General features: G+C 70.1%; 13 protein-coding genes and 3 pseudogenes. 10 read left to right on the top strand and 6 right to left on the bottom strand.

Annotated features, from left to right (window positions below):
• Positions 1 to 155 precede the first annotated feature (155 nt).
• From ABT063_RS46840 to ABT063_RS46865, 6 genes and pseudogenes are all read left to right on the top strand, one after another.
• The gene (locus ABT063_RS46840; protein WP_007383480.1) at positions 156 to 359 is read left to right on the top strand and encodes a cold-shock protein; all 204 of its coding nucleotides are present in this window, start codon (positions 156 to 158) and stop codon (positions 357 to 359) included.
• 246 nt (positions 360 to 605) lie between these two features.
• Positions 606 to 2,117: a DEAD/DEAH box helicase gene (locus ABT063_RS46845; RefSeq protein ID WP_351067347.1), complete on the top strand. Its 1,512-nt coding sequence runs from the start codon at positions 606 to 608 to the stop codon at positions 2,115 to 2,117.
• Positions 2,118 to 2,452: 335 nt separating this feature from the next.
• The gene (locus ABT063_RS46850; protein WP_351067348.1) at positions 2,453 to 2,743 is read left to right on the top strand and encodes a hypothetical protein; all 291 of its coding nucleotides are present in this window, start codon (positions 2,453 to 2,455) and stop codon (positions 2,741 to 2,743) included.
• Between the two features lie 53 nt (positions 2,744 to 2,796).
• The gene (locus tag ABT063_RS46855) at positions 2,797 to 3,483 is read left to right on the top strand and encodes a DUF2637 domain-containing protein (RefSeq protein WP_351067349.1); all 687 of its coding nucleotides are present in this window, start codon (positions 2,797 to 2,799) and stop codon (positions 3,481 to 3,483) included.
• 132 nt (positions 3,484 to 3,615) lie between these two features.
• Positions 3,616 to 4,196 (top strand): annotated as a pseudogene (locus ABT063_RS46860) (hypothetical protein).
• Between the two features lie 159 nt (positions 4,197 to 4,355).
• Positions 4,356 to 4,577, top strand: a pseudogene (locus ABT063_RS46865) (glycoside hydrolase family 97 C-terminal domain-containing protein); the annotation flags it as partial.
• 15 nt (positions 4,578 to 4,592) lie between these two features.
• On the opposite strand, the gene ABT063_RS46870 reads toward ABT063_RS46865, so the two are convergent.
• Entirely contained in the window at positions 4,593 to 6,374 is a 1,782-nt protein-coding gene (locus ABT063_RS46870) for an ABC transporter ATP-binding protein (protein ID WP_351067350.1), read from the bottom strand.
• Positions 6,375 to 6,462: 88 nt separating this feature from the next.
• Between ABT063_RS46870 and ABT063_RS46875 the strand changes: the two genes are divergently transcribed.
• The gene (locus ABT063_RS46875) at positions 6,463 to 7,038 is read left to right on the top strand and encodes a TetR/AcrR family transcriptional regulator (protein WP_351067351.1); all 576 of its coding nucleotides are present in this window, start codon (positions 6,463 to 6,465) and stop codon (positions 7,036 to 7,038) included.
• A 102-nt stretch (positions 7,039 to 7,140) separates the two neighbouring features.
• Here ABT063_RS46875 and ABT063_RS46880 read toward each other — a convergent pair whose 3' ends face one another.
• Positions 7,141 to 7,620, bottom strand: a complete 480-nt coding sequence (locus ABT063_RS46880) for a DUF6415 family natural product biosynthesis protein (protein WP_351067352.1) — start codon at positions 7,618 to 7,620, stop codon at positions 7,141 to 7,143.
• A 74-nt stretch (positions 7,621 to 7,694) separates the two neighbouring features.
• Here ABT063_RS46880 and ABT063_RS46885 point away from each other — a divergent pair.
• Positions 7,695 to 7,874 (top strand): annotated as a pseudogene (locus ABT063_RS46885) (MOSC domain-containing protein); the annotation flags it as partial.
• Positions 7,875 to 7,961: 87 nt separating this feature from the next.
• Here ABT063_RS46885 and ABT063_RS46890 read toward each other — a convergent pair.
• Genes ABT063_RS46890 through ABT063_RS46900 form a run of 3 tightly spaced genes read right to left on the bottom strand, consistent with a single transcriptional unit; the run spans position 7,962 to position 11,175 of the window.
• Entirely contained in the window at positions 7,962 to 8,753 is a 792-nt protein-coding gene (locus ABT063_RS46890) for an Fpg/Nei family DNA glycosylase (RefSeq protein WP_351067353.1), read from the bottom strand.
• 56 nt (positions 8,754 to 8,809) lie between these two features.
• Positions 8,810 to 9,682 (bottom strand): DUF7192 family protein, encoded by an 873-nt coding sequence (locus ABT063_RS46895; protein WP_351067355.1) that lies wholly within the window; start codon positions 9,680 to 9,682, stop codon positions 8,810 to 8,812.
• Complete coding sequence (locus ABT063_RS46900) at positions 9,679 to 11,175, bottom strand: AAA family ATPase (protein WP_351067356.1); 1,497 nt, start codon at positions 11,173 to 11,175, stop codon at positions 9,679 to 9,681. Before ABT063_RS46900 ends, ABT063_RS46895 begins: the two co-directional genes overlap by 4 nt.
• A 349-nt stretch (positions 11,176 to 11,524) precedes the next feature.
• On the opposite strand from ABT063_RS46900, the gene ABT063_RS46905 reads away from it, so the two are divergent.
• Positions 11,525 to 14,437 carry a golvesin C-terminal-like domain-containing protein gene (locus ABT063_RS46905; RefSeq protein WP_351067362.1) on the top strand — a complete coding sequence of 971 codons (2,913 nt, stop codon included), beginning with the start codon at positions 11,525 to 11,527 and terminating at the stop codon, positions 14,435 to 14,437.
• Positions 14,438 to 14,519: 82 nt separating this feature from the next.
• On the opposite strand, the gene ABT063_RS46910 is transcribed toward ABT063_RS46905, so the two are convergent.
• The gene (locus tag ABT063_RS46910; RefSeq protein ID WP_351067358.1) at positions 14,520 to 15,032 is read right to left on the bottom strand and encodes a signal peptide protein; all 513 of its coding nucleotides are present in this window, start codon (positions 15,030 to 15,032) and stop codon (positions 14,520 to 14,522) included.
• A 348-nt stretch (positions 15,033 to 15,380) separates the two neighbouring features.
• Between ABT063_RS46910 and ABT063_RS46915 the strand changes: the two genes are divergently transcribed.
• Entirely contained in the window at positions 15,381 to 18,533 is a 3,153-nt protein-coding gene (locus ABT063_RS46915; RefSeq protein WP_351067359.1) for a S8 family serine peptidase, read from the top strand.
• Positions 18,534 to 18,679: the final 146 nt, after the last annotated feature.

Below are 18,679 nucleotides of genomic sequence, written 5' to 3' on the forward strand. Positions count from 1 at the left end.
GCAGTTTTGGTTACCAGAGACTTTTGAGTGCTCTTCCGACCTTCCGTCGACGAGCACTCTTTTCATGTCCGGATCTTTCCGGTCGGGTACATCGTTGTTGCGACGCCGGGTCCGCAAGGTGCGGATCCGGGCACTACCCTCAAGGGAGATTCAATATGGCATCTGGCACCGTGAAGTGGTTCAACGCGGAAAAGGGCTTCGGCTTCATCGAGCAGGACGGCGGCGGCGCCGACGTGTTCGCGCACTACTCGAACATCGCCACCTCCGGCTTCCGCGAGCTTCAGGAAGGCCAGAAGGTGACCTTCGACGTCACGCAGGGCCAGAAGGGCCCGCAGGCCGAGAACATCGTTCCCGCCTGACGCTGACGCGTACCACGTGGCCGGGGCCCGCACTCTTGGGGTGCGGGACCCGGCTCATCGCATTTTCATCGCACAGCCAACCGCCGAAACGCATCCAGTTCTCGGCCGATCGGAAACCCGCCGGATCTCGCGCCCGGTCCCGGTCTTTTTTCGTTTTCTTCGGCTCAGTTCTTGCGAATCCTCATACGGCCCGTCGCCGCTCGGAGGGATTCCTCGATACGTGTGCCGCATCGAGGAAGGTTCCCCATGAACCGCACGGCTCGCACGAACAACGGCTCCTCCCGCTCCCGTACCGACAGGGGCTCCGCCGGCTCCCCCCGGGGCAACCGCGTCCGCTCCCAGGGGACGGATCGCCAGAACGCTCCTTCTCGTTCGGCCAATGCCGGGCGGAGCGGTCGCGGAGGTCGTCCGGTCCAGTCCGGCGGGGAGTTCGCACTGCCGGTCACCCACACCGCGGCACTGCCGCCGGTCGAGGAGTTCGCCGAACTCGACATGCCCGAGCGTCTGCTGACCACCCTTCGGGCCGAGGGCGTGACCGCCCCGTTCCCGATCCAGGCCGCGACCCTTCCCAACTCGCTGGCCGGCCGGGACGTCCTGGGCCGCGGGCGCACCGGGTCGGGCAAGACCCTCGCCTTCGGCCTCGCCATGCTGGCCCGTACCAACGGGCAGCGGGCCGAGCCCCGGCATCCGCTGGCGCTCGTCCTCGTACCCACCCGGGAACTGGCCCAGCAGGTCAACGACGCCCTCACCCCCTACGCACGCGCGCTGCGCCTGCGGATCGCCACGGTGGTCGGCGGTCTGTCGATCGGCCGCCAGGCGAGCGCCCTGCGCGCCGGGGCCGAGGTCGTCGTCGCGACACCCGGCCGGCTCAAGGACCTCATAGACCGGGACGACTGCCGCCTGGACCGCGTCGCCATCACCGTGCTGGACGAAGCCGACCAGATGGCCGACATGGGCTTCATGCCGCAGGTGACCGCCCTGCTCGACCAAGTGCGGACCGACGGCCAGCGGATGCTGTTCTCGGCCACGCTGGACCGCAACGTCGACCGTCTGGTTCGCCGCTACCTGCACGACCCCGTGGTGCACTCGGTCGACCCGTCCGCGGGCGCGGTCACCACGATGGAGCACCACGTGCTCCACGTGGACGAGGTCGACAAGCACGCCACCACGACGGAGATCGCCGCCCGCGAAGGACGCGTGATCATGTTCCTGGACACCAAGCACGCGGCGGACCGGCTGGCCAAGCGGCTCCTGGCCGTCGGCGTGCGTGCCGCGGCCCTGCACGGCGGCAAGTCCCAGTCCCAACGGACCAGGACCCTGGCCCAGTTCAAGGAGGGCCACGTCACGGTTCTGGTGGCCACCAACGTCGCGGCCCGCGGCATCCACGTCGACGACCTCGACCTCGTCGTCAACGTCGATCCGCCCAGCGACCACAAGGACTACCTGCACCGCGGCGGCCGTACCGCCCGCGCCGGCGAGTCCGGCACCGTCGTGACGCTGGTGCTGCCCCACCAGCGCCGCGAGATGACCCGCCTGATGGCCGACGCCGCCATCACCCCGCGGACCACCCGCGTCCGCTCCGGCGAGGCCGAACTGACCCGTATCACCGGTGCACAGGCACCCACGGGCGTGCCCGTCGTCCTCACTCCGCCGGTCACCGAAAAGCGCACCGAGCGCACGGGTTCCTCCCCGCGCGGACGACGCAGCCGCCCCGCCCAGGGCCGCCGCCGCACCTCCGCCAAGGGGACGGGCCGCTGAAACCGGCGCCTCCGGTGTCACACCGGAGGCGCCGTGTCGGCTCGGCGTCAGTCCTCTTCGGGCCGCTCACGTACGTGCTTGCCCAGCCTTGACTCTTCCGACGACTCTTTCAACGCCCTCCCCCTCGCCCGGCGTTGGCCCCGAACCGGGCCCGGACGCCGGGCGCAGTGCTGCGGTCGGCGTGCCGGCGGGGAAGCCAATAGCACCGCGTCATACATCTTCAGAATTTCATCAACCATGCCCTTTCATCGGATACTTGAGATAGTCACCGATGGCCGAGTTTCATTCCCCCAAATGCCCGATGCCTGGCCCTGCGCGGTGCTCGTTAGGTGGTTGTGACTTGGAAGGAAAGGCATGCAGGTGAAGCTCATCCGCTCCTCTCCCGTGAGGGAGGCTCCAGAGAACCGGAAAAGCGGATCTTCTTCCCAGCTGATCAGACCGCTACGGAAAACAGCACCGTCTGGCTCGAGTTGGCCGGCGGGAGAGTGAGCCTCAAGCACTGCTCGGACCTGCTTGAGGACTTCCTTGAAACCATCAGCCGGATGGAGAGTGAATACCTGCGGGCCGCGATGGAAGGACATGACACCCCAGCCCAGTCGTCGGCCGGACCAAGGCTCGCGCTCTGAACGAAGCATTCTGAACCGGAGCGCGCAGGGGTCAAGGACGGACAGGATTCAGGATGAGAACCGACTATGATGCGGTAAACCAATACCCCAATTACACCGAGCCATTTGAGACTCAGCACATCTGGCACGTCCCTGACCCGGCGCTCTCGTCGGAGGGATGGGATCCGGATGAAGAACTGGCTCAGATGCTGCATTCGACGCAGGGCCTGGATCCCGCTCCTCCCCCACTGGACGTCCAGACGCGCCCGCGGCGCCCGGCCAGTCGACGGCGACCCCGGCCAGGCAGTCACATCGCTCCCCGCAACCCCAGGATCATCACTGTTGCGATCCTTATCGCAATGATCACCACGTGCGCAGTGACGATGCTGAGCTGGTCCATCTCTTATTCGTACGAACAGCTGCACAGCATCGCGCGGCTGGTGGTATCGGAGAAGTTGGCTCAATGGTGGCCGCTGACCGTGTACGGACCGTGGCTCGTGGCAGGTTTATCCATCCTGCGGTCATCCGTTCAGTACCGATCCGCTCGGCGGTCCTGGGCTGTGATGCTGCTCTCCTCCGGCACGGCGGTAGCTCTGTGCATCGGACAGTCACCGCATTCTCTGCTGGCGATGGTGGTCGTCGGAATTCCGCCGATCACCGCCCTGGTCTGTTTCCGTGAACTGGTCGGCCAGTTCTCACCTCGACACGGCCCCCGGCACGCCGCCGCCTCCGTGAACGGGCCCAAGCAGACAAGGCCGTAGACCGACCCGGCCCGTGGCAACCGGGGCCGGCCACCGCGAGGTTTTCCGCCTGTGGCCGGCCTCGGGATCCAGCGAGGGGCGTCTCTCGTTGATCGAGCGCCACCCTCAGCCTCATCTCCCGTCCCTCGCTCCATGACGCGACCCCAGGTCAGTGACCTGGGGTTTGTTCATGGCCGAATCTCGAAGTCGCTGCTCTCGTCCAAGCCCGAGGCGGCGACCCCGGCTGCCCCCGGCCCGCTCGCCTCCTTCGCCCGGTTCGTGGTGTGCGGCGGCGGGGTCGGACTCCTCTCCAGCGGTGCTGTCGCGCTGCTTGCCGACCTGATGCCCTGGGCGGTGGCCAACGCGGTCATCACCGTCGCCTCCACTCTCCTCTGCACGGAACTCCACTCCCGCTTCACCTTCGGGACCGGGCAGCGCGCCGGATGGCGCCGGCACCGGCAGTCCGCGGGCTCGGCCGCGGCCGCCTACGCGGTGACCACCGTCGCGATGCTCCTCCTCCACGCGGTGCAGCCGTCGCCGGGGATGCTCACCGAGCAGATCGTCTACCTCAGCGCCTCCGGCCTGGCCGGCACAGGCCGCTTCCCGGTCCTGCGCCTGTGTTCGTCTTCGCCACCGGCCGCGACCGGGCCGTAGTGCCGGTGCGGGCGACGAGGCCGGCACGAGTCCGGGAGGCGAGCGGGGCGGCGCCGTTGTGCGTCCTGGTCGCGGCTTAGCCTCGTAACCGGTTCCCGTATCCCGCACACCGTGTACGAGACGGACGAGGGCATGAACCATCTGGACCCGCTGTTCGCCGCCGGTGCCCACAACACGATGACCCGTACGTTCGCCGGGTTTCTTGCCACGCCGTCCCCACGACCTGGGACGCCTGGTATCTCGGGGCGATGACCAACGAGACGGCCCGGACGCTGTCGATCCCGCTGTCGTTCCTGGGCAGCGGAAACTACACGGCGACCGTCTACGCCGACGGCACACCGGGCAGCAGCCCGTTCCGTACTCCGGTCGTGGTCAGCACGCGGACCGTCACCTCGGAGACCACGCTGGACGTGGCCATGGCCCCTGCGGGCGGCCAGGCGATCATCCTGAAGCCGAGCTGACGGGCGCGGTGTCCGCTACCGCACGATGGTGTCCGCTTCCGTGGCGATGCGCAGCGCCTTCACCAGCTCGCCGTACAAGGGGTCCGTCGCGAGGAGTTCCTCGTGGCGGCCCCGGGTGCGGACGCGGCCCGCCTCCATCACCACGATGGTGTCCGCGTCGATCACGGTCGACAGCCGGTGGGCGATCGTGACCACGGCCCCGCGGGCGGCGCGGGACCGGACGCAGTCCTGGACGGCGGCCTCGGTCAGACCGTCGAGCTGCGCCGTCGCCTCGTCCAGGAGCAGCACGTCGGGGGTGCGCAGCAGGGCGCGGGCGAGCGCGATGCGCTGGCGTTCACCGCCCGAGACGGTGGTGCCGGACAGGGGTGTGTCGAGGCCGTCGTCCAGTGCGTCGACCCTCTCCGCCAGGCGCACCTCCTCCAGGACGCGGTGGAGTTCCTCCTCCGTCGCGTCGGGGCGGGAGAGCAGCAGGTTGTCGCGGATCGTGCCGGGCACGATCGGCGTGTCCTGCTCCACGTACGCCAGCCGCGCCCGGAGTTCGTCGTGGGTGTGGGCGCGGTACGGGCGGCCGTCCAGGAGCAGTTCGCCGCCCGTCGGCTCCAGGAAGCGCAGGACGAGCGAGAAGAGCGTCGTCTTGCCCGCGCCCGACGGGCCGACGATCGCGGTGTGCCCCCGCCGGGGGATCGCCAGGTCGATTCCCCGCACGGCGGGCTCGGCGCCGGGGCCGTAGGCGGCGGTGACGTTCCTGAGTTCCAGTACGGGGACGCGGTCGCGGGGGTGCGGCTTTGCCGACGTTGCCGCGAGGACGGTGGTGCCCTCGGTCTCCATGTCGTCGGTCTCCCGGATGCGTTCGGCGGCGGCGATCCCGGACTGGAGCGCGGTGATGTTCTGGCCGAGCTCGCTGATCGGTTCCATCAGGCCGAACGCGTACAGCAGGAACGCGATGAGGCTGGACACCTCCAACTGGCCCTCACTGACCCGCCAGGCGCCCACGCCGAGGATCAGGATGATCGCCAGCTGGATTCCGGCCAGGGCGATCGTCCAGGCCAGCGCCTCGCGGCGGGCCGCACGGATGCCGTACTCGGCGGAGGTGCGCGCGTCGGACACGATGCGCTCGGCGCTCCGGTCCTCGGCGCGGCTCACCTTCACCGTCCGGATCGCGCGCAGCGTGCCCTCCAGGGTGCCGCCCAGCCGCCCGAGGTGCTCCTGGGCCCGCTGCTGCGCCTTGGCGATCCCGGGCATCAGAACGGCGAACAGCACGCCGACCAGCACCACGGCCGCCGCAGTGGTGGCCAGCAGTACCAGGTCGAGTACGGCCATCAGGGCCAGGGTCCCCAGTAACAGGACCGTCGCGTTGATCAGCCCGATCAGGGCGCCCGTGGCCGCCTCGTGCAGCAGCACCGTGTCGGAGGTGACGCGGGTGACGAGTTCGCCGGGCGGGCGGCGGGTCACGGCGGGGATCGTGGCCCGCAGAAAGCGCCGCACCATCGACTCACGGGCCGCCAGCACCACCCGCTCCCCCAGCGCTCCGAGCAGGGACCACTGCCAGAACATGACGGCACCACCCACCACGACCAGCACCAGCAGGCCCGCCACGGCCCCGTTCAGCGACGACGATTCGCCCAGCGCGTCGAGCACCCCCTTGGTGACCATGGGCGTGGCCAGCCCCACCGCCGATCCCACCAGGGCCAGGAGCAGCGCCAGGGCGAGCGTGCGCTTGTGCGGTCGGGCGAAGGACCAGAGGATCCGCAGCCGTGGCACGGATCCACTCTGAAGGTCGGTTTCAGGAACGGTCATGCTCCCGAGTGGAACATCCATGTTCCACAACGGTCAAGCGAGTTTCAGACAGGAATGACGCGCTACCGTATGCGCATGGGGTACGCGCATGGATGAAGACCGCGCCGTGGTGGCCGAGAGCGGGACTCGGGCCAGAACCCGACGCGCCATCCTCGACGCCGCCGTCGCCCTGCTGGCCACCGACCAGACCGCGTCGCTCGGCGACGTCGCGACAGCCGCCGGCGTAGGACGTACGACCGTCCACCGCTACTTCCCGGAACGGTCCGACCTGCTGGCGGCCATCGGCGCGGACGTCCTCGACAAGGTCGCGGCGGCGACCGAGCGCACCCGGCTCGACGACGGCCCGGCCCTGAAGGCCCTGGAACGGCTCTGCCAGGAGTACTTCGAACTCGGCGACGCCCTCACGCTGATGTTCGACTCACCGCAGCTGATGAGCTGGTCGGGCTGGGACGAGGAGACCGCCGCCGACCGCGCCCTCACGCACCTCATCGAGCGCGGCCAGGCGGAGGGAACCATCGACGCCGGGATGGCGACCGACTGGATCCGGAACGTGCTGTGGTCCCTGCTGTACTCGGCCTGGGAACTGGCCCGCAGCTCCGGGACACCCAAGCACACGGCGCTCACGCTGTGCTTGCGGACGCTGAGGAAGGCGATCGCTGCCTGACCGGCCGGCACCGCCATGGCGGACGGATCATCTGCCCTACCGCACAGGGACGAACCCGGCAGATGGTGTCGCTGGCGATACTGTCTGCTCTGGGAGTTCGCGTCATGCGTCCTGAGCAGGTGCGTCGGGCGAGGCAGCGGGGCCGCGCCGTACGTTCCGGTACTCCCGGTAGATCCGGTCACCGGCCTCGCACGGAAGGCCGGCGTTCTCGCCCGCCTCATTGCTGGCCCGGCATCTCTCGCAGGTCGTGCAATGCTCCAGCAGCTGCCGGTACGCGGCCTCCTCAGGGGTCTCGCCGGACGCGTCGATGGCTCGGAGCTTCCCGCGCGCCTCGCCGACGCAGGCCAGCGCGCAGTAGCGGGGGATGCTGCCGTTGCCGAGCCTCCCGGCCACCTGCTCGACCTCGGGTGCGAGCAGCCCCAGGTGCCCGCGCGGCGTGGCAGTCAGCGCCTCTGCCTCGTGGACGGTCGGCGGCAGGATGTCCGGTCCGTCGTCCGGTCCGAGCAGACGGCGGGCCGTCGCACGCATCGCCGAGAGGTCGACCGGGCGCGGATCCGTTTCGGTCAGTTGCTTCGCGCTCATGCCGCGGGGCCCTCTCGCCGGAGTGCGTGCGCCAGCCGCATGGCCACGTCCGCGCGTACGCGCCCCAGCTCGACCAGATCGACAACTTTCAGGAAGGTCTGCTGAAGCACGTCGTCGGCCGCGACAAGGCCGGCGACATCGTGCGGAGGGCCGGAATCATGAGCGTGGTGAGGGTGGGTGGCGTGGTGCGCCCAGGCGACGGGATCAAGGTAGAGCTCCCGCAAGGACCGCACCGCCCGCTGGACCGGGTCTGAGCTTGTGCGGTGATTGGCAGATCCGTTCCACCCCCGCGAGGGAAAACCGCAGGTCACCTGGCCATGCCGGTGGAACACATCTGCCAATCACTGACCCCCGTCACCCTGGCACCGGGGGCACCAGACCGTGCCCCGGCCCGCCATGCGGGTGCGGCGCAGGTGGGTGCCGCAACGCGGGCACCTCGGGTCAGGGTCGTCGCGGTGGCCTGTGAGCCAGGAGTCGCGCGGGGGCACGCAGCCGGCGGTGACCGCGGAGCGGAGCGTGCGGCGCATGGTCGTGTAGAGGTGGCGGCGTTCCGGCTCCGTGAGGTCGCTCGAGCGGGTCGCAGGGCTCAGCTCGGCTCGCCACAGGATCTCGTCGGCGAGCAGGTTGCCGAGGCCGGCGAGGGCCGACTGGTCGGTGAGGACCGACTTGACGCGGCCGCGGTGTGAAGCCAGCACCGCCTCGAAGTCGTCGCGGTCCACCGCCAGCGCGTCCGGGCCCTGATCATCCAGCAGTCGTACGACGTCGGAGTCGGTGCCGGCCAGCCACAGGCCCTGGAGTTTGCGCTGGTCGCGGTAGCGGAGCTGACGGTCGCCGCTCAGCGTGAACAGGACGCGGTCGTGGGGCGCGGGCGGGTCGTCGGGATCGGCGCAGAGCAGTTGGCCGGTCATGCCGAAGTGGAGGATGAGGGTGGGGCCGCCGGTGTGGGCCAGCAGCCACTTTCCGTGGCGCTCCGGCCTGGTGAATCGCCGGCCTTCCAGTACCTCGCGCAGCCGCCGCTCGCTCACCCCGTGCAGGACGCCCGCGTCGCGGACGTCGACCTGGCGGATGACCCGGCCCTTCGCGCAGGACTCGAGCACCTTCCGGAATCCCTCGACGTCTGGCAGCTCAGGCATGGGGTCACATCCTCTCGCCCGGAACGGGACAAAGCCGCCCTCTTCAGGCCCCTTCTTCAGGATGCCCGCAGCAACCCCAGCCCCGCGAACATCTTCCGGCACCACGCCAGCGCCGTGTCCATCGACTTCCACTGGCTGTCCTCCGGCGAGAGGTAGGGGAGGACGTACGGGTCCGTGATGCCCTCCGGGAGATCCTCCGGAAAGCAGTCGTACGACTCCTGCCCGTAGTTCACGTCGTGGATGCGGCGGGCCACCGGCTCCGGAGCGCTGTCCCACACCGCGAAGCACAGGCGACGCAGCATCGCCGGATGCGCCATCACGAACATCAGCCGCCCGATGTCCAGCGGCTCCGCCGCCGAGATCACGCGCGCCACCGATACGAACCGGTCCGTCATGCTGACGTAGGAGCAGTCGCCCGACCAGATCTCGACGCTGTGCCCCGACGCGATGATGGACGAGCACAACGCGGCCAGGGCCACGCCCCGGTTGTGTACGGCCGAGTGCGGGGTGGTGTTGACGTAGCCGGTCGGAATCAGGAACGTCACCACCCGGCCGCGCGCCGAGATCCGCTGCGGCACCGCGTCCACCATGCACTCCGGTACGCCGCTCAGGTAGACACCGACGTCCACCTCGCTGCCGGTCACGTCCCAGGCGGGTACCAGGGCGGTCGTCAGCACCTCGTCCTGCACCCGTTCGCGCAGCTCGGCCACCTCGGCTTCGACCTCGGGAAGCACGGTGGTCCACCCGTCCTCGGCCAGCCGCAGTGTCTCCTCCCACGTCGCGCCGGCCCAGTTGTCGTCCCTGTGGCTGCGACCTGCTCCGTTGTCGATGCTGTCGGGCGCGCGGGCCCGGTCCACGAACTCCTGCCAGGACCACATCGGGGGCAGTGCGTGGACGGTGTCCTCCGGCTGCGGGTTCTCCCGGGTCACTCCTCGCCGTCCTCTTCACCCGCGGCCAGCCCCAGCGCCGAACGGTGGGCCGCCGACATGCCCCGCACCACCCGCCACCGGATGGCCTGCTCCACGCTCGCCCCGGCCTGCAGCAGCTTCGCCGCGTCGATGCCGGCCCGGGGCGAGAACATCACCGGCAGCCGCTTCTCGGCCGCGGTGGCGCGCAGCCGCCGTACCTTCTCGATCACCTGAAGGGTGTCCTCCTGCCGTGAGGGCGCGTGCGCGAGTGCGAGGCGCTCCTCCAGGTCCTCGTCCACCGGTACGTCGATGACGACGAAGCGGTCCAGCGTGGCCGCGTCCAGCGCCTGGCGGCCCACGTACTGCCGGTCGCCGCCGGTGCCGTACGTGTTCGCGGTGGCGATGAGGCGGAACTCCGGGTGCGCGGCGACCATGCCGTCGGCGAAGGCGCAGGAGCGGATGGACAGGGCCTGGTTCAGTTCCGCGAGCAGGCCGGGGTGGCCGCTGTCCAGTTCGTCGAGCAGCATCAGGCCGCCGTGCTCGAAGGCGCTGCGGAAGGGTGTTCCGTGGTAGGTCCCGTGCGCGTCGTAGTAGCCGAAGATCTTGCTCATCGGCGTCGTCGGGCCGAGCGAGAGGGCGTGGAACTCCTGCGCGAACGCCTCCGCCGCCTGCTGGGCCATCATCGACTTGCCGGTGCCGGCCGGTCCCACCAGCAGGACGTGGCAGCCGGCGCCGAGGGCGAGCAGTACGTCCGGCAGTACGGCGTGGGTGTGGCCGGTGACGCGGACCGGGTCGGCGTCCGCCACCCTGACCTCCACGACGGGCGGCACCTTCTCGGCGACGGTCTCGAGGACCGCGCGGACCGCCTCGTCCCGGGCGAACCGGCCGACGGTCCCCTTCACCTGTTCCCGCGCCTCGGACAGGTCCGTCCAGGCCTTGGCCAGCGCCTTCTTGAACTCGCCCTGCGCGTCCGCCAGGTCGACCCGGACCTTCGACAGCGCATTCTTCAGTTCCCCCTGCGCCTCCTCCAGCTCCGTCCGCGCCTGCCCCAGCTCCTCCTTCGCCTCCTTCTGTGCCTGCCCCAGCGCTTCCTTGGCCTCGCCCTGCGCCTTCTCCAGCGCCTCCCTGGCCTCCTCCTGCGCCTTCTCCAGCGCCGCCTCGACCGCCCGGCGGGACGCCTCGAGCGCCTCCGCGACGGCTTCGCGCGCCTCCTCCAGCGTCTTGGCCGCCGCCTCGGCCGTGAGGCTCGCGGCCGTCTTCTCGGCGACCCGCTGCGCGGTCTCGGTGGCCGTGTTCCCGGCCGTCTCCTCGGCGGCCCGGACGATCTCGTCGGCGTGGGCGACGCGTTCGTCGGCGATTGAGCGGGCGACCTCGGTGGCCACGCGCTGCGCCGTCGTCTCCATGGTCTGTTCGGCGTAGGGCGATCTGGCGAGGGCGTCGGCGTACCGCATGACGGTCTCGCTCGCTATGGCTCCTGCGATATGGCGGACTTCGGCCCGGGTGCTCTCACGCATGCGAGGAATTCTGAACCGGGCCGCACGGGACCCCTCCCAGAACCACCTCCGAACCGCCTCTGTGCTGAGTGGAGTTGTAAGAGAAGGAGCCTTATGCCTGCCTCGTGGATGTTTCGTGGATACCGCCCGGTAGAACTCCTTGGGCACCTAAAGCGGCCGCATCGGATTGATAGCTTCCGCTCCACCGGCGTCGGGGGAACCGTCAAAGCCGGCACAGACCTTCATAAATGAATCCGGACGGAACACCTTGCGCACTTCTCGTGAAACCCCAGGAGGAAGGCACCGCTGGCGGGTGCCGAAAAGCCGTCGCGGCCGAATCTTCACGGTCGGAGGGATATCCGTGCTGGCGATGGCGCTCATCGCCCCGCTGGCGTCGGCGGCCCTGACCGGCTCGGCCGATCCGAACCCCACGCCGTTGTCGGACCGGGTCACCGACACCTCCCGACTACAGTCCGGATGGCAGCGGTCCGACGACCGTATCGTCGCGTACGACGGGGACAGCACCGGACTGCACATCCTGACCGCCGACGCCGCGGACGCCTACGCCTGGCGCACCGCGGCCACCCTGTCCGAGCCGGGCATCGACACCGACCAGTGGATCGGCCAGAGCTGTATGACGGCGTCGGGCGACCGCGCCGTCGTGGTCTACGCGCCCCGGCAGGTGATCAACGATCAGAAGGGCTTCCAGCAGGGCGCCTTCGCGGCCGTGGTCAACCTGGAGAACGGCACGGTGGCCAAGCTGCCGGAGCTGGTCTCCCTCGCCTACTTCAACCCCGGTTGCGGCGAGGGCGAGCAGGCCGTGCTCACCCGGCCGCAGGGTGACGACACACAGCTGCTGACCGTCGACGCGCGGCAGGGAAAGCTGACGGGGCAGCAGACCGTCAAGGGGCTCCTGACCTCCGCCGTGCCCTTCGGCAACGGGATCGCGGCGGCCACCGGTGACTCGGTCGTCTCGGTGAACGGCGAGGGACGTGTCGACACCCTGGCCCGTACGGAGGGCATGCCGTTCCGGCTGGTGCCGGACGCCGACAGCGGCCTCGCCTACCAGGTCCCGGCCTCCAAGGAGAAAGTACAGATCCGCCGGGTCACCGAGGGCGGCTCCGACCGGCTGCTCGGCTCCGGCCTGCTCGGGGCCCTGTCGGTGCGCGGCAACGGCGGCCGGGTCTTCGTGACCGGGAAGGACACGCGGCAGGACATCACGGGCTCCGCTCTGCCGAAGAGCTGGAAGCTGCTCGACGTCCCCGCCTCGTCCGAGGTCTCCACCACCGGCTCTCTCGCCCTGACCAGTATCGGCAACGGCGCCGAGGCGGCCGGCGGCAAGAGCGTCACCACGGTCCAGACGCCGGGCACCGCGCAGCCGGTCGGTATCAACGCCCTGATACCGGGCACCGGCCAGACCTTCGACTTCCGGGTGAAGCCGAAGGCGCTGCGGCAGACGCAGGGCGCCGCGCAGTCCCCGGCCCTGTCCGCCCGTACCGCCGGCCGCGGCGGCGCGGAACCGTCGGTCGGCATGCAGCTGAACAGCGTCGACGACGGCCCGGCACACACCACCACCGACCCGGACCGGGCCTGCGCCGTCACACGCAACGACCCCGAGCTCCAGTCGCTCCAGCCGTCCCCCGCCATGGTCGAGTGGGCGACGGACCTCGCCGTGCAGGGCAAGCTCGACGTCCGCCGCCGGTCCGGCTGGAACGGCACCGACCTTCCGTCGTACACCCCGCAGGGATTCTTCCCGCCCGTCGATCTCAAGGGCGGCGGCCGGGTGCCCGCGCAGATCATGCTCGGCGTGCTCTCCCAGGAGAGCAATCTGGCGCAGGCCAGCTTCAGGGCGGCGCCCGGCGAGAGCGGCAACTTCATCCAGGGCGGCTACTACGGCAACGCCGGCAGCGTGCACACCGTCAACTGGTCGGCCGCCGACTGCGGTTACGGCATCGCCCAGGTGACCACCGGCATGGCCCGCTCGGACGCCAAGTACACCGTCGAGCAGCAGAAGGCCATCACCGTGGACTACGCGGCCAACATCGCGGCCGGACTGCAGATCCTCCAGGAGAAGTGGAACCAGCTGTACGCGCACGGCTTGCTCGTCAACGGCGGGGACCCGCAGTACCTGGAGAACTGGTGGTACGCGCTGTGGGCGTACAACAGCGGATTCAACGAGCCGGACGCCTCGGACAGCGCCGCCCCGTGGGGCCTGGGCTGGTTCAACAACCCGGCCAACGGCCTCTACCCGCCGGACCGCAAGATGTTCCTGTCGTCCGGCGAGGACGACGCCCGCACCCCCAACCTGTGGACGTACCCGGAGCGGGTCCTGGGCTGGGCGGCGTACTCCCAGAAGAAGACCGACCCGACGACCGGCACGTCCGCTCCGGCCTTCACGGTCGGCGACTGGCCGACCGGCAACGCCCCGGACGCCCAGCCGCCGCACGACGCCTTCTGCAAGCCCACCGTCAACGAGTGCGACACCTCCAAGCCCCACAAGGTCGAGGGATCCAGCCAGCCCGAAGGCCCGTGCCAGCGCGACGACTTCAAGTGCTGGTGGCACGAGCCGGTGACGTGGACCGACTGCGCGCAGACATGCGGCACCGAGGTGCTGACCTACCAGGCGACCGATCCCGAGCCGGAGGTCACCTCGCCCCGCCCGGCCGCCTGCACCTCCTCCCTGCCCAAGGGCGCGCTGATCGTGGACGACGTGCCCAACACGGTGAAGTTCCGGGTCGGCAACACCAGTCCCTGCGCCGGCAAGAACTGGACCAGCCGGGGCACGTTGTCGTTCACCTTCGGCTCCGCGGAGCAGAACGGCGCGACCGTCTACCCGTCCAAGATCGACTTCCATCAGCTCGGTGCGGGCTTCGGCGGCCACTTCTGGCTCACCCACACCCGGGATCCGAAGTTCACCGACTCGGTCGTCACCGGCACCTGGACGCCCGACCGGAAGGTCAGGGGCTGGGCGCGGGTGATGGTGCACCTGCCCGACCACGAGGCCAACACCGACGAGGCGACGTACCACATCGATCTCGGTGACGGCACGGTCGTGGACAGGACGATCTCCCAGGACACCGGTGGCAAGAACACCTGGGTGTCACTGGGTTCGTACGAGTTCAAGGGCACCCCGAGCGTCTCGCTGAGCTCCGACACGGCGAACGGCACCGGCGACGACTCGATCGCCTGGGACGCCCTGGCCTTCGAGCCCCTGCCGGGCAAGCCCGAGGACGCGGTCACGCCGTCCCCGTCTCCGTCGCCCGCCCCGGCGCCGCAGCGGTAGGAGCAGGACCGCGTCGGCCCCGGACAGGTATCTCACCTGTCCGGGGCCGAGCGGTATGTCACCGCGCGCGATGCGGCGCGGGTCAGCCGTAGAGGGCCACCCTCGGGTGGACCGTGCCCTCGGCGTCCGGGTTGAGGACGGTGAGGCGGTAGACCTCGGTGAGGGTCTCGCCGGCGTGCAGGGTGCGCTGCGCGGTCGAGAGGTCCGTGAACAGCGTGCCGGTCTGGCTGCCGACCTCCACGGCTTCCCAGCAGCCGTGCGCGGTGCGCCGCTCGAGCCTGACGTCCGACGGGTTCAGGAACGGGCCCGCGTCCGGTGACTCCACCAGGAGCTGCGGGGCGACCGTCTGGCCCGCCGACGATGCGTTGCGATAGGTAACTGTGAACTCGTGCCGCTGGCTGTCGGCGGGGAGGGCGCTCGTGGGCAGGTCCACGAAGTCGACGGGTATGAGGGGGGCTTGGTCCTGCGGAGCTGTGGTCACTGTCGTGGGGGTCTGGTGCGTGGCTGCCGCGGCGGGTCCGGCCAGGGCCAGGCCCGCCACCGCCACGGCGAGGGCCACCAATGCGACCCTGAGACGACTTTTCTTCGACGACACGTTCAATGTTCCTTTGGGTTCGCTTGAGTGAACTGGTCGGCCTCATCGGGCTGCCGGCCTGGGATGTCCCCAAGATTACGGAGCGCATCGTAGACGGCTGCCGGGGCCCGTCGGACCGGCCGAACGGACGAGGTGGGGCGGGCCGTCGGGTCGGCCGAAAGGTCGAGGATCTCCCGGGCTCCGCGAACTCGGGTGGAACAGATGTGAAGTTGTTGCACTTTCAGAGATCCCGCCCTTCTCACAGAGATCTCCAAGAAGACAAGATGAAAACCATCTCGGGGGACGTGACTACTCCAACGACCGTCATGCGCACCCCACTTACCGTGTGCGCAGGGGGAAGGCACCATCTTGTCCCAGCAACACCCCGGCCGACGCCGCCGCGTCGGCCGTAGAACCGCTTTCCTGTTGGCCCCGGCCGTCGCCGGCGGCCTGATGTTCGCCTACGGGCCTCTCGCCCAGGCCGCACCCGCCGACGCGTCGCCGATATCCTCGGCCGACGCGGGCCGGCAGGCGTACAAGGGCGGGACCTACTTCATCCAGCTCGCCGACCAGCCCGTCGCCACATACTCCAAGACGGCGCCCGATCCGGGTGAGCGGCTGAACCCGCGGACCAAGGCGGTACGCGACTACCTCGGCCATCTGAAGCGGGAACTCGACAAGGTGCTGGACGAGGTACAGGGCGTCAAGCCGCTGTACAGCTACCAGTACGTGGCGAACGGATTCGCCGCCACGTTGACGGCGGGTCAGGCCAACGAACTGGCCCGCACTCCGGGCGTCGTCTCGCTGGTCCGCAACGAGATGCGCCAGGTGACGGCCGCGTCCGACGCCGACGCCGCGGCGGTCGGGCAGGCGACGGGCGGAAAGACGACGACCGGCAACACGGCGCTCGGAAACACTGCAGCCGCCGTCCGGCCCGCCGCCGGCACGGACACGACCGCGGCCGGCTCGCTTCCCGTTCCGGACACCGCCAAGTTCCTCGGTCTGAAGGACCGCAAGGGTCTGTACTCCAAGTTCCCGGGCGGTCAGCGCAAAGCCGGTGAAGGGATGATCCTCGGTGTCCTCGACACCGGCATCAACACCAGCAACCCCGCGCTGCAGGCGATTTCGAATCCGTCCGACGACGAGATCATCGCCAAGAAGTGGAAGGGCGGCTGCGACCCCGGCGCGGACCTCGCCCACCGGGTCACCTGCAACAACAAGGTGATCGGCGCCCAGTACTTCCGCAAGGGCGTGCCCAGCCCCGGGCCCACCGACTGGGCGTCCCCGATGGACGCCGAGTCCCACGGCACGCACACCGCGACCACCGCGGCCGGCAACGCCGACGTGCCCGCCACCGTGCCCGACAGCGGCATCAAGGGCGACGTGTCCGGGATCGCGCCGGGCGCTCGCATCGCGGCCTACAAGATCTGCTGGAGCGAGGGCTGCCCGACGATCGACATCGTCGCCGCGATGGACAAGGCCGTGGCCGACGGCGTGGACGTCATCAACTACTCCCTCGGCGGTCCCCCCGAGCACACCACCAACCCTGAGTTCCTGGCGATGTTCAACGCCGCCAAGGCCGGTGTCTTCGTCTCCGCATCGTCGGGCAACTCCGGGCCCGACACCACCAGCAACAGCGTGCCGTGGGTGACCACCGTCGCCGCCTCCACCCACGACATCGGCTACCGCACGACCGTCACCCTCGGCAACGGCGCGTCCTACACCGGCGTCGGCATCAGCGGCTCCGCCGTACCGTCCGCGCCGCTGGTCGACGGGGCGAAGGCCGCCAAGAGCGGCGTGGACGCCACCAAGGCCGGGCAGTGCCAGCCGGACGCCCTGGACCCGGCCAAGGTCAAGGACGCCATCGTGGTCTGCGCGCGCGGCACCAACGCCCGCGTCGACAAGAGCGCCCAGGTCAAGGCGGCCGGCGGCGTCGGCATGGTGCTGTACAACGTCAGCACGGCCGACGAGGAGGTCGCCGACGCGCACACCATCCCGAGCTCGCACCTCGACAAGGCCTCCGGCGAGGCCGTCAAGGCGTACGCCGACGGCTCCGGGGCCAAGGCCGAACTGAGCGCGGCCAAGGCCGTCCGTCAGGCGGCCCCCGAGATGGCCGGCTTCTCCTCCGGCGGCCCGGACCCGATGAGCGACGGAGCCGTGCTCAAGCCCGACATCACGGCCCCCGGCGTCGACATCGTCGCCGGCACCTCACCGGGCGGCGAGAACGGCACCTTCAAGGGCGAGCAGGGCATCATGTCCGGCACCTCCATGTCCGCCCCGCACGTCTCCGGTCTGGCCCTGCTGCTCAAGGCGCTGCACCCCGACTGGTCGCCGATGGAGGTCAAGTCGGCGCTGATGACGACCGCGTCCACCAAGAACAGCGACGGCAAGCCGATCCAGCGCTCCGGCAGCGCGGCCACCCCGCTCGACTACGGCGCCGGGCACGTCGTCCCGAACGCCGCCGACGACCCCGGCCTGGTCTACGACTCCACGTCCGCCGACTGGATCGCGTTCTCCTGCGCGGTCGGCGACAAGCCGGTGTACGGCGACGGATCCGACGCCTGCGCCACCGCCCGGAAGATCGACCCGAGCGACCTGAACTACCCGACGATCGCGTCCGGCAGGTTCACCGGGAAGCAGACCATCACCCGCACGGTCACCAACGTGGACGACACCACCGGCGTCTACAGGGCCACGCTGCAGACGCCGCCCGGCTACAAGGCCACGGTGTCGCCGAAGACGCTGACCGTGAAGCCCGGTGAGTCGGCCACGTACAAGGTGAGCTTCACCCGCACCGACGCCGCCTTCGACAAGTGGTCGTACGGCTCGGTCACCCTGAGCGACAAGCACCACCGCGTCCGCAGCACCGTCGCCCTGCGCGCCACGCCGCTCGCCCCGCCGGCCGACGTCACCGGCAAGGGCGCCACCGGCTCGGTCACCCTCAACCCGAAGACCGGCTACGACGGCAAGCTCACCACCGCCGTGAACGGCCTGTACGAGGGCACCACCAAGACCGGCACGCTCACCGGCACCAACCGCACCTTCGACCCGACGGCGTCGTCGCAGCCGGCCTCCGTGGCCAAGACCGAGGTCACGGTGCCCGAGGGCACCGACCTGGCCCGCGTCGCGATCCAGTCCGCCGACCACCTGGCGGGCAGCGACCTGGACCTGTTCGTCTTCGACAAGGACGGCGCCCTGGTCAACGACCTGCCCGGCGACGGCAGCGACGAGCACGCCGACCTCAAGCCGGGCACGTACACGGTGTACGTCGTCCAGTTCGCCCTGCCGGAGGGCAGGACGAGCCAGCCGTACACCCTGCACACCTGGCTGATCGGCCCGGACAGCAAGCCGGACCACCAGGCCACCGCCGCCCCGGCCGAGCAGCCGGCGTCCATGGGCGGCACCGCCGAGGTCACCGTCTCCTGGAAGGACCTCCCGACCGGCCGCTCCTACCTGGGCCTCGTCGGCTACGGCGACGGAACCGACAGCGTCGGCACCACCGCCCTGACCGTCACTCCCTGACCCGGACAACCGGTCACCCGGGGCCGGGGGGGGGCCCCCCCCGCCCCCGGGCCCGGGGCCGGGCCCGGGGGCGGGGCGGTGTTACCCCCCCCGCTGGGGGCGGGCGGGGGGTGTAACAGCGCCGGAAAGAGAGTGTTTTGGGTGTT

Source organism: Streptomyces sp. NPDC002838 (genome assembly GCF_040295365.1).
GTDB lineage: Bacteria > Actinomycetota > Actinomycetes > Streptomycetales > Streptomycetaceae > Streptomyces.

What these genes read in the sequence shown, in the direction of transcription:
- ABT063_RS46845 (WP_351067347.1), top strand. Translation starts at nt 606, where the DNA reads ATGAACCGCACGGCTCGCACGAACAACGGCTCCTCCCGCTCCCGTACC.
- ABT063_RS46905 (WP_351067362.1), top strand. Translation starts at nt 11,525, where the DNA reads ATGGCGCTCATCGCCCCGCTGGCGTCGGCGGCCCTGACCGGCTCGGCC.
- ABT063_RS46900 (WP_351067356.1), bottom strand. Translation starts at nt 11,175, where the DNA reads ATGCGTGAGAGCACCCGGGCCGAAGTCCGCCATATCGCAGGAGCCATA.
- ABT063_RS46840 (WP_007383480.1), top strand. Translation starts at nt 156, where the DNA reads ATGGCATCTGGCACCGTGAAGTGGTTCAACGCGGAAAAGGGCTTCGGC.
- ABT063_RS46880 (WP_351067352.1), bottom strand. Translation starts at nt 7,620, where the DNA reads ATGAGCGCGAAGCAACTGACCGAAACGGATCCGCGCCCGGTCGACCTC.
- ABT063_RS46890 (WP_351067353.1), bottom strand. Translation starts at nt 8,753, where the DNA reads ATGCCTGAGCTGCCAGACGTCGAGGGATTCCGGAAGGTGCTCGAGTCC.
- ABT063_RS46875 (WP_351067351.1), top strand. Translation starts at nt 6,463, where the DNA reads ATGGATGAAGACCGCGCCGTGGTGGCCGAGAGCGGGACTCGGGCCAGA.
- ABT063_RS46870 (WP_351067350.1), bottom strand. Translation starts at nt 6,374, where the DNA reads ATGACCGTTCCTGAAACCGACCTTCAGAGTGGATCCGTGCCACGGCTG.
- ABT063_RS46855 (WP_351067349.1), top strand. Translation starts at nt 2,797, where the DNA reads ATGAGAACCGACTATGATGCGGTAAACCAATACCCCAATTACACCGAG.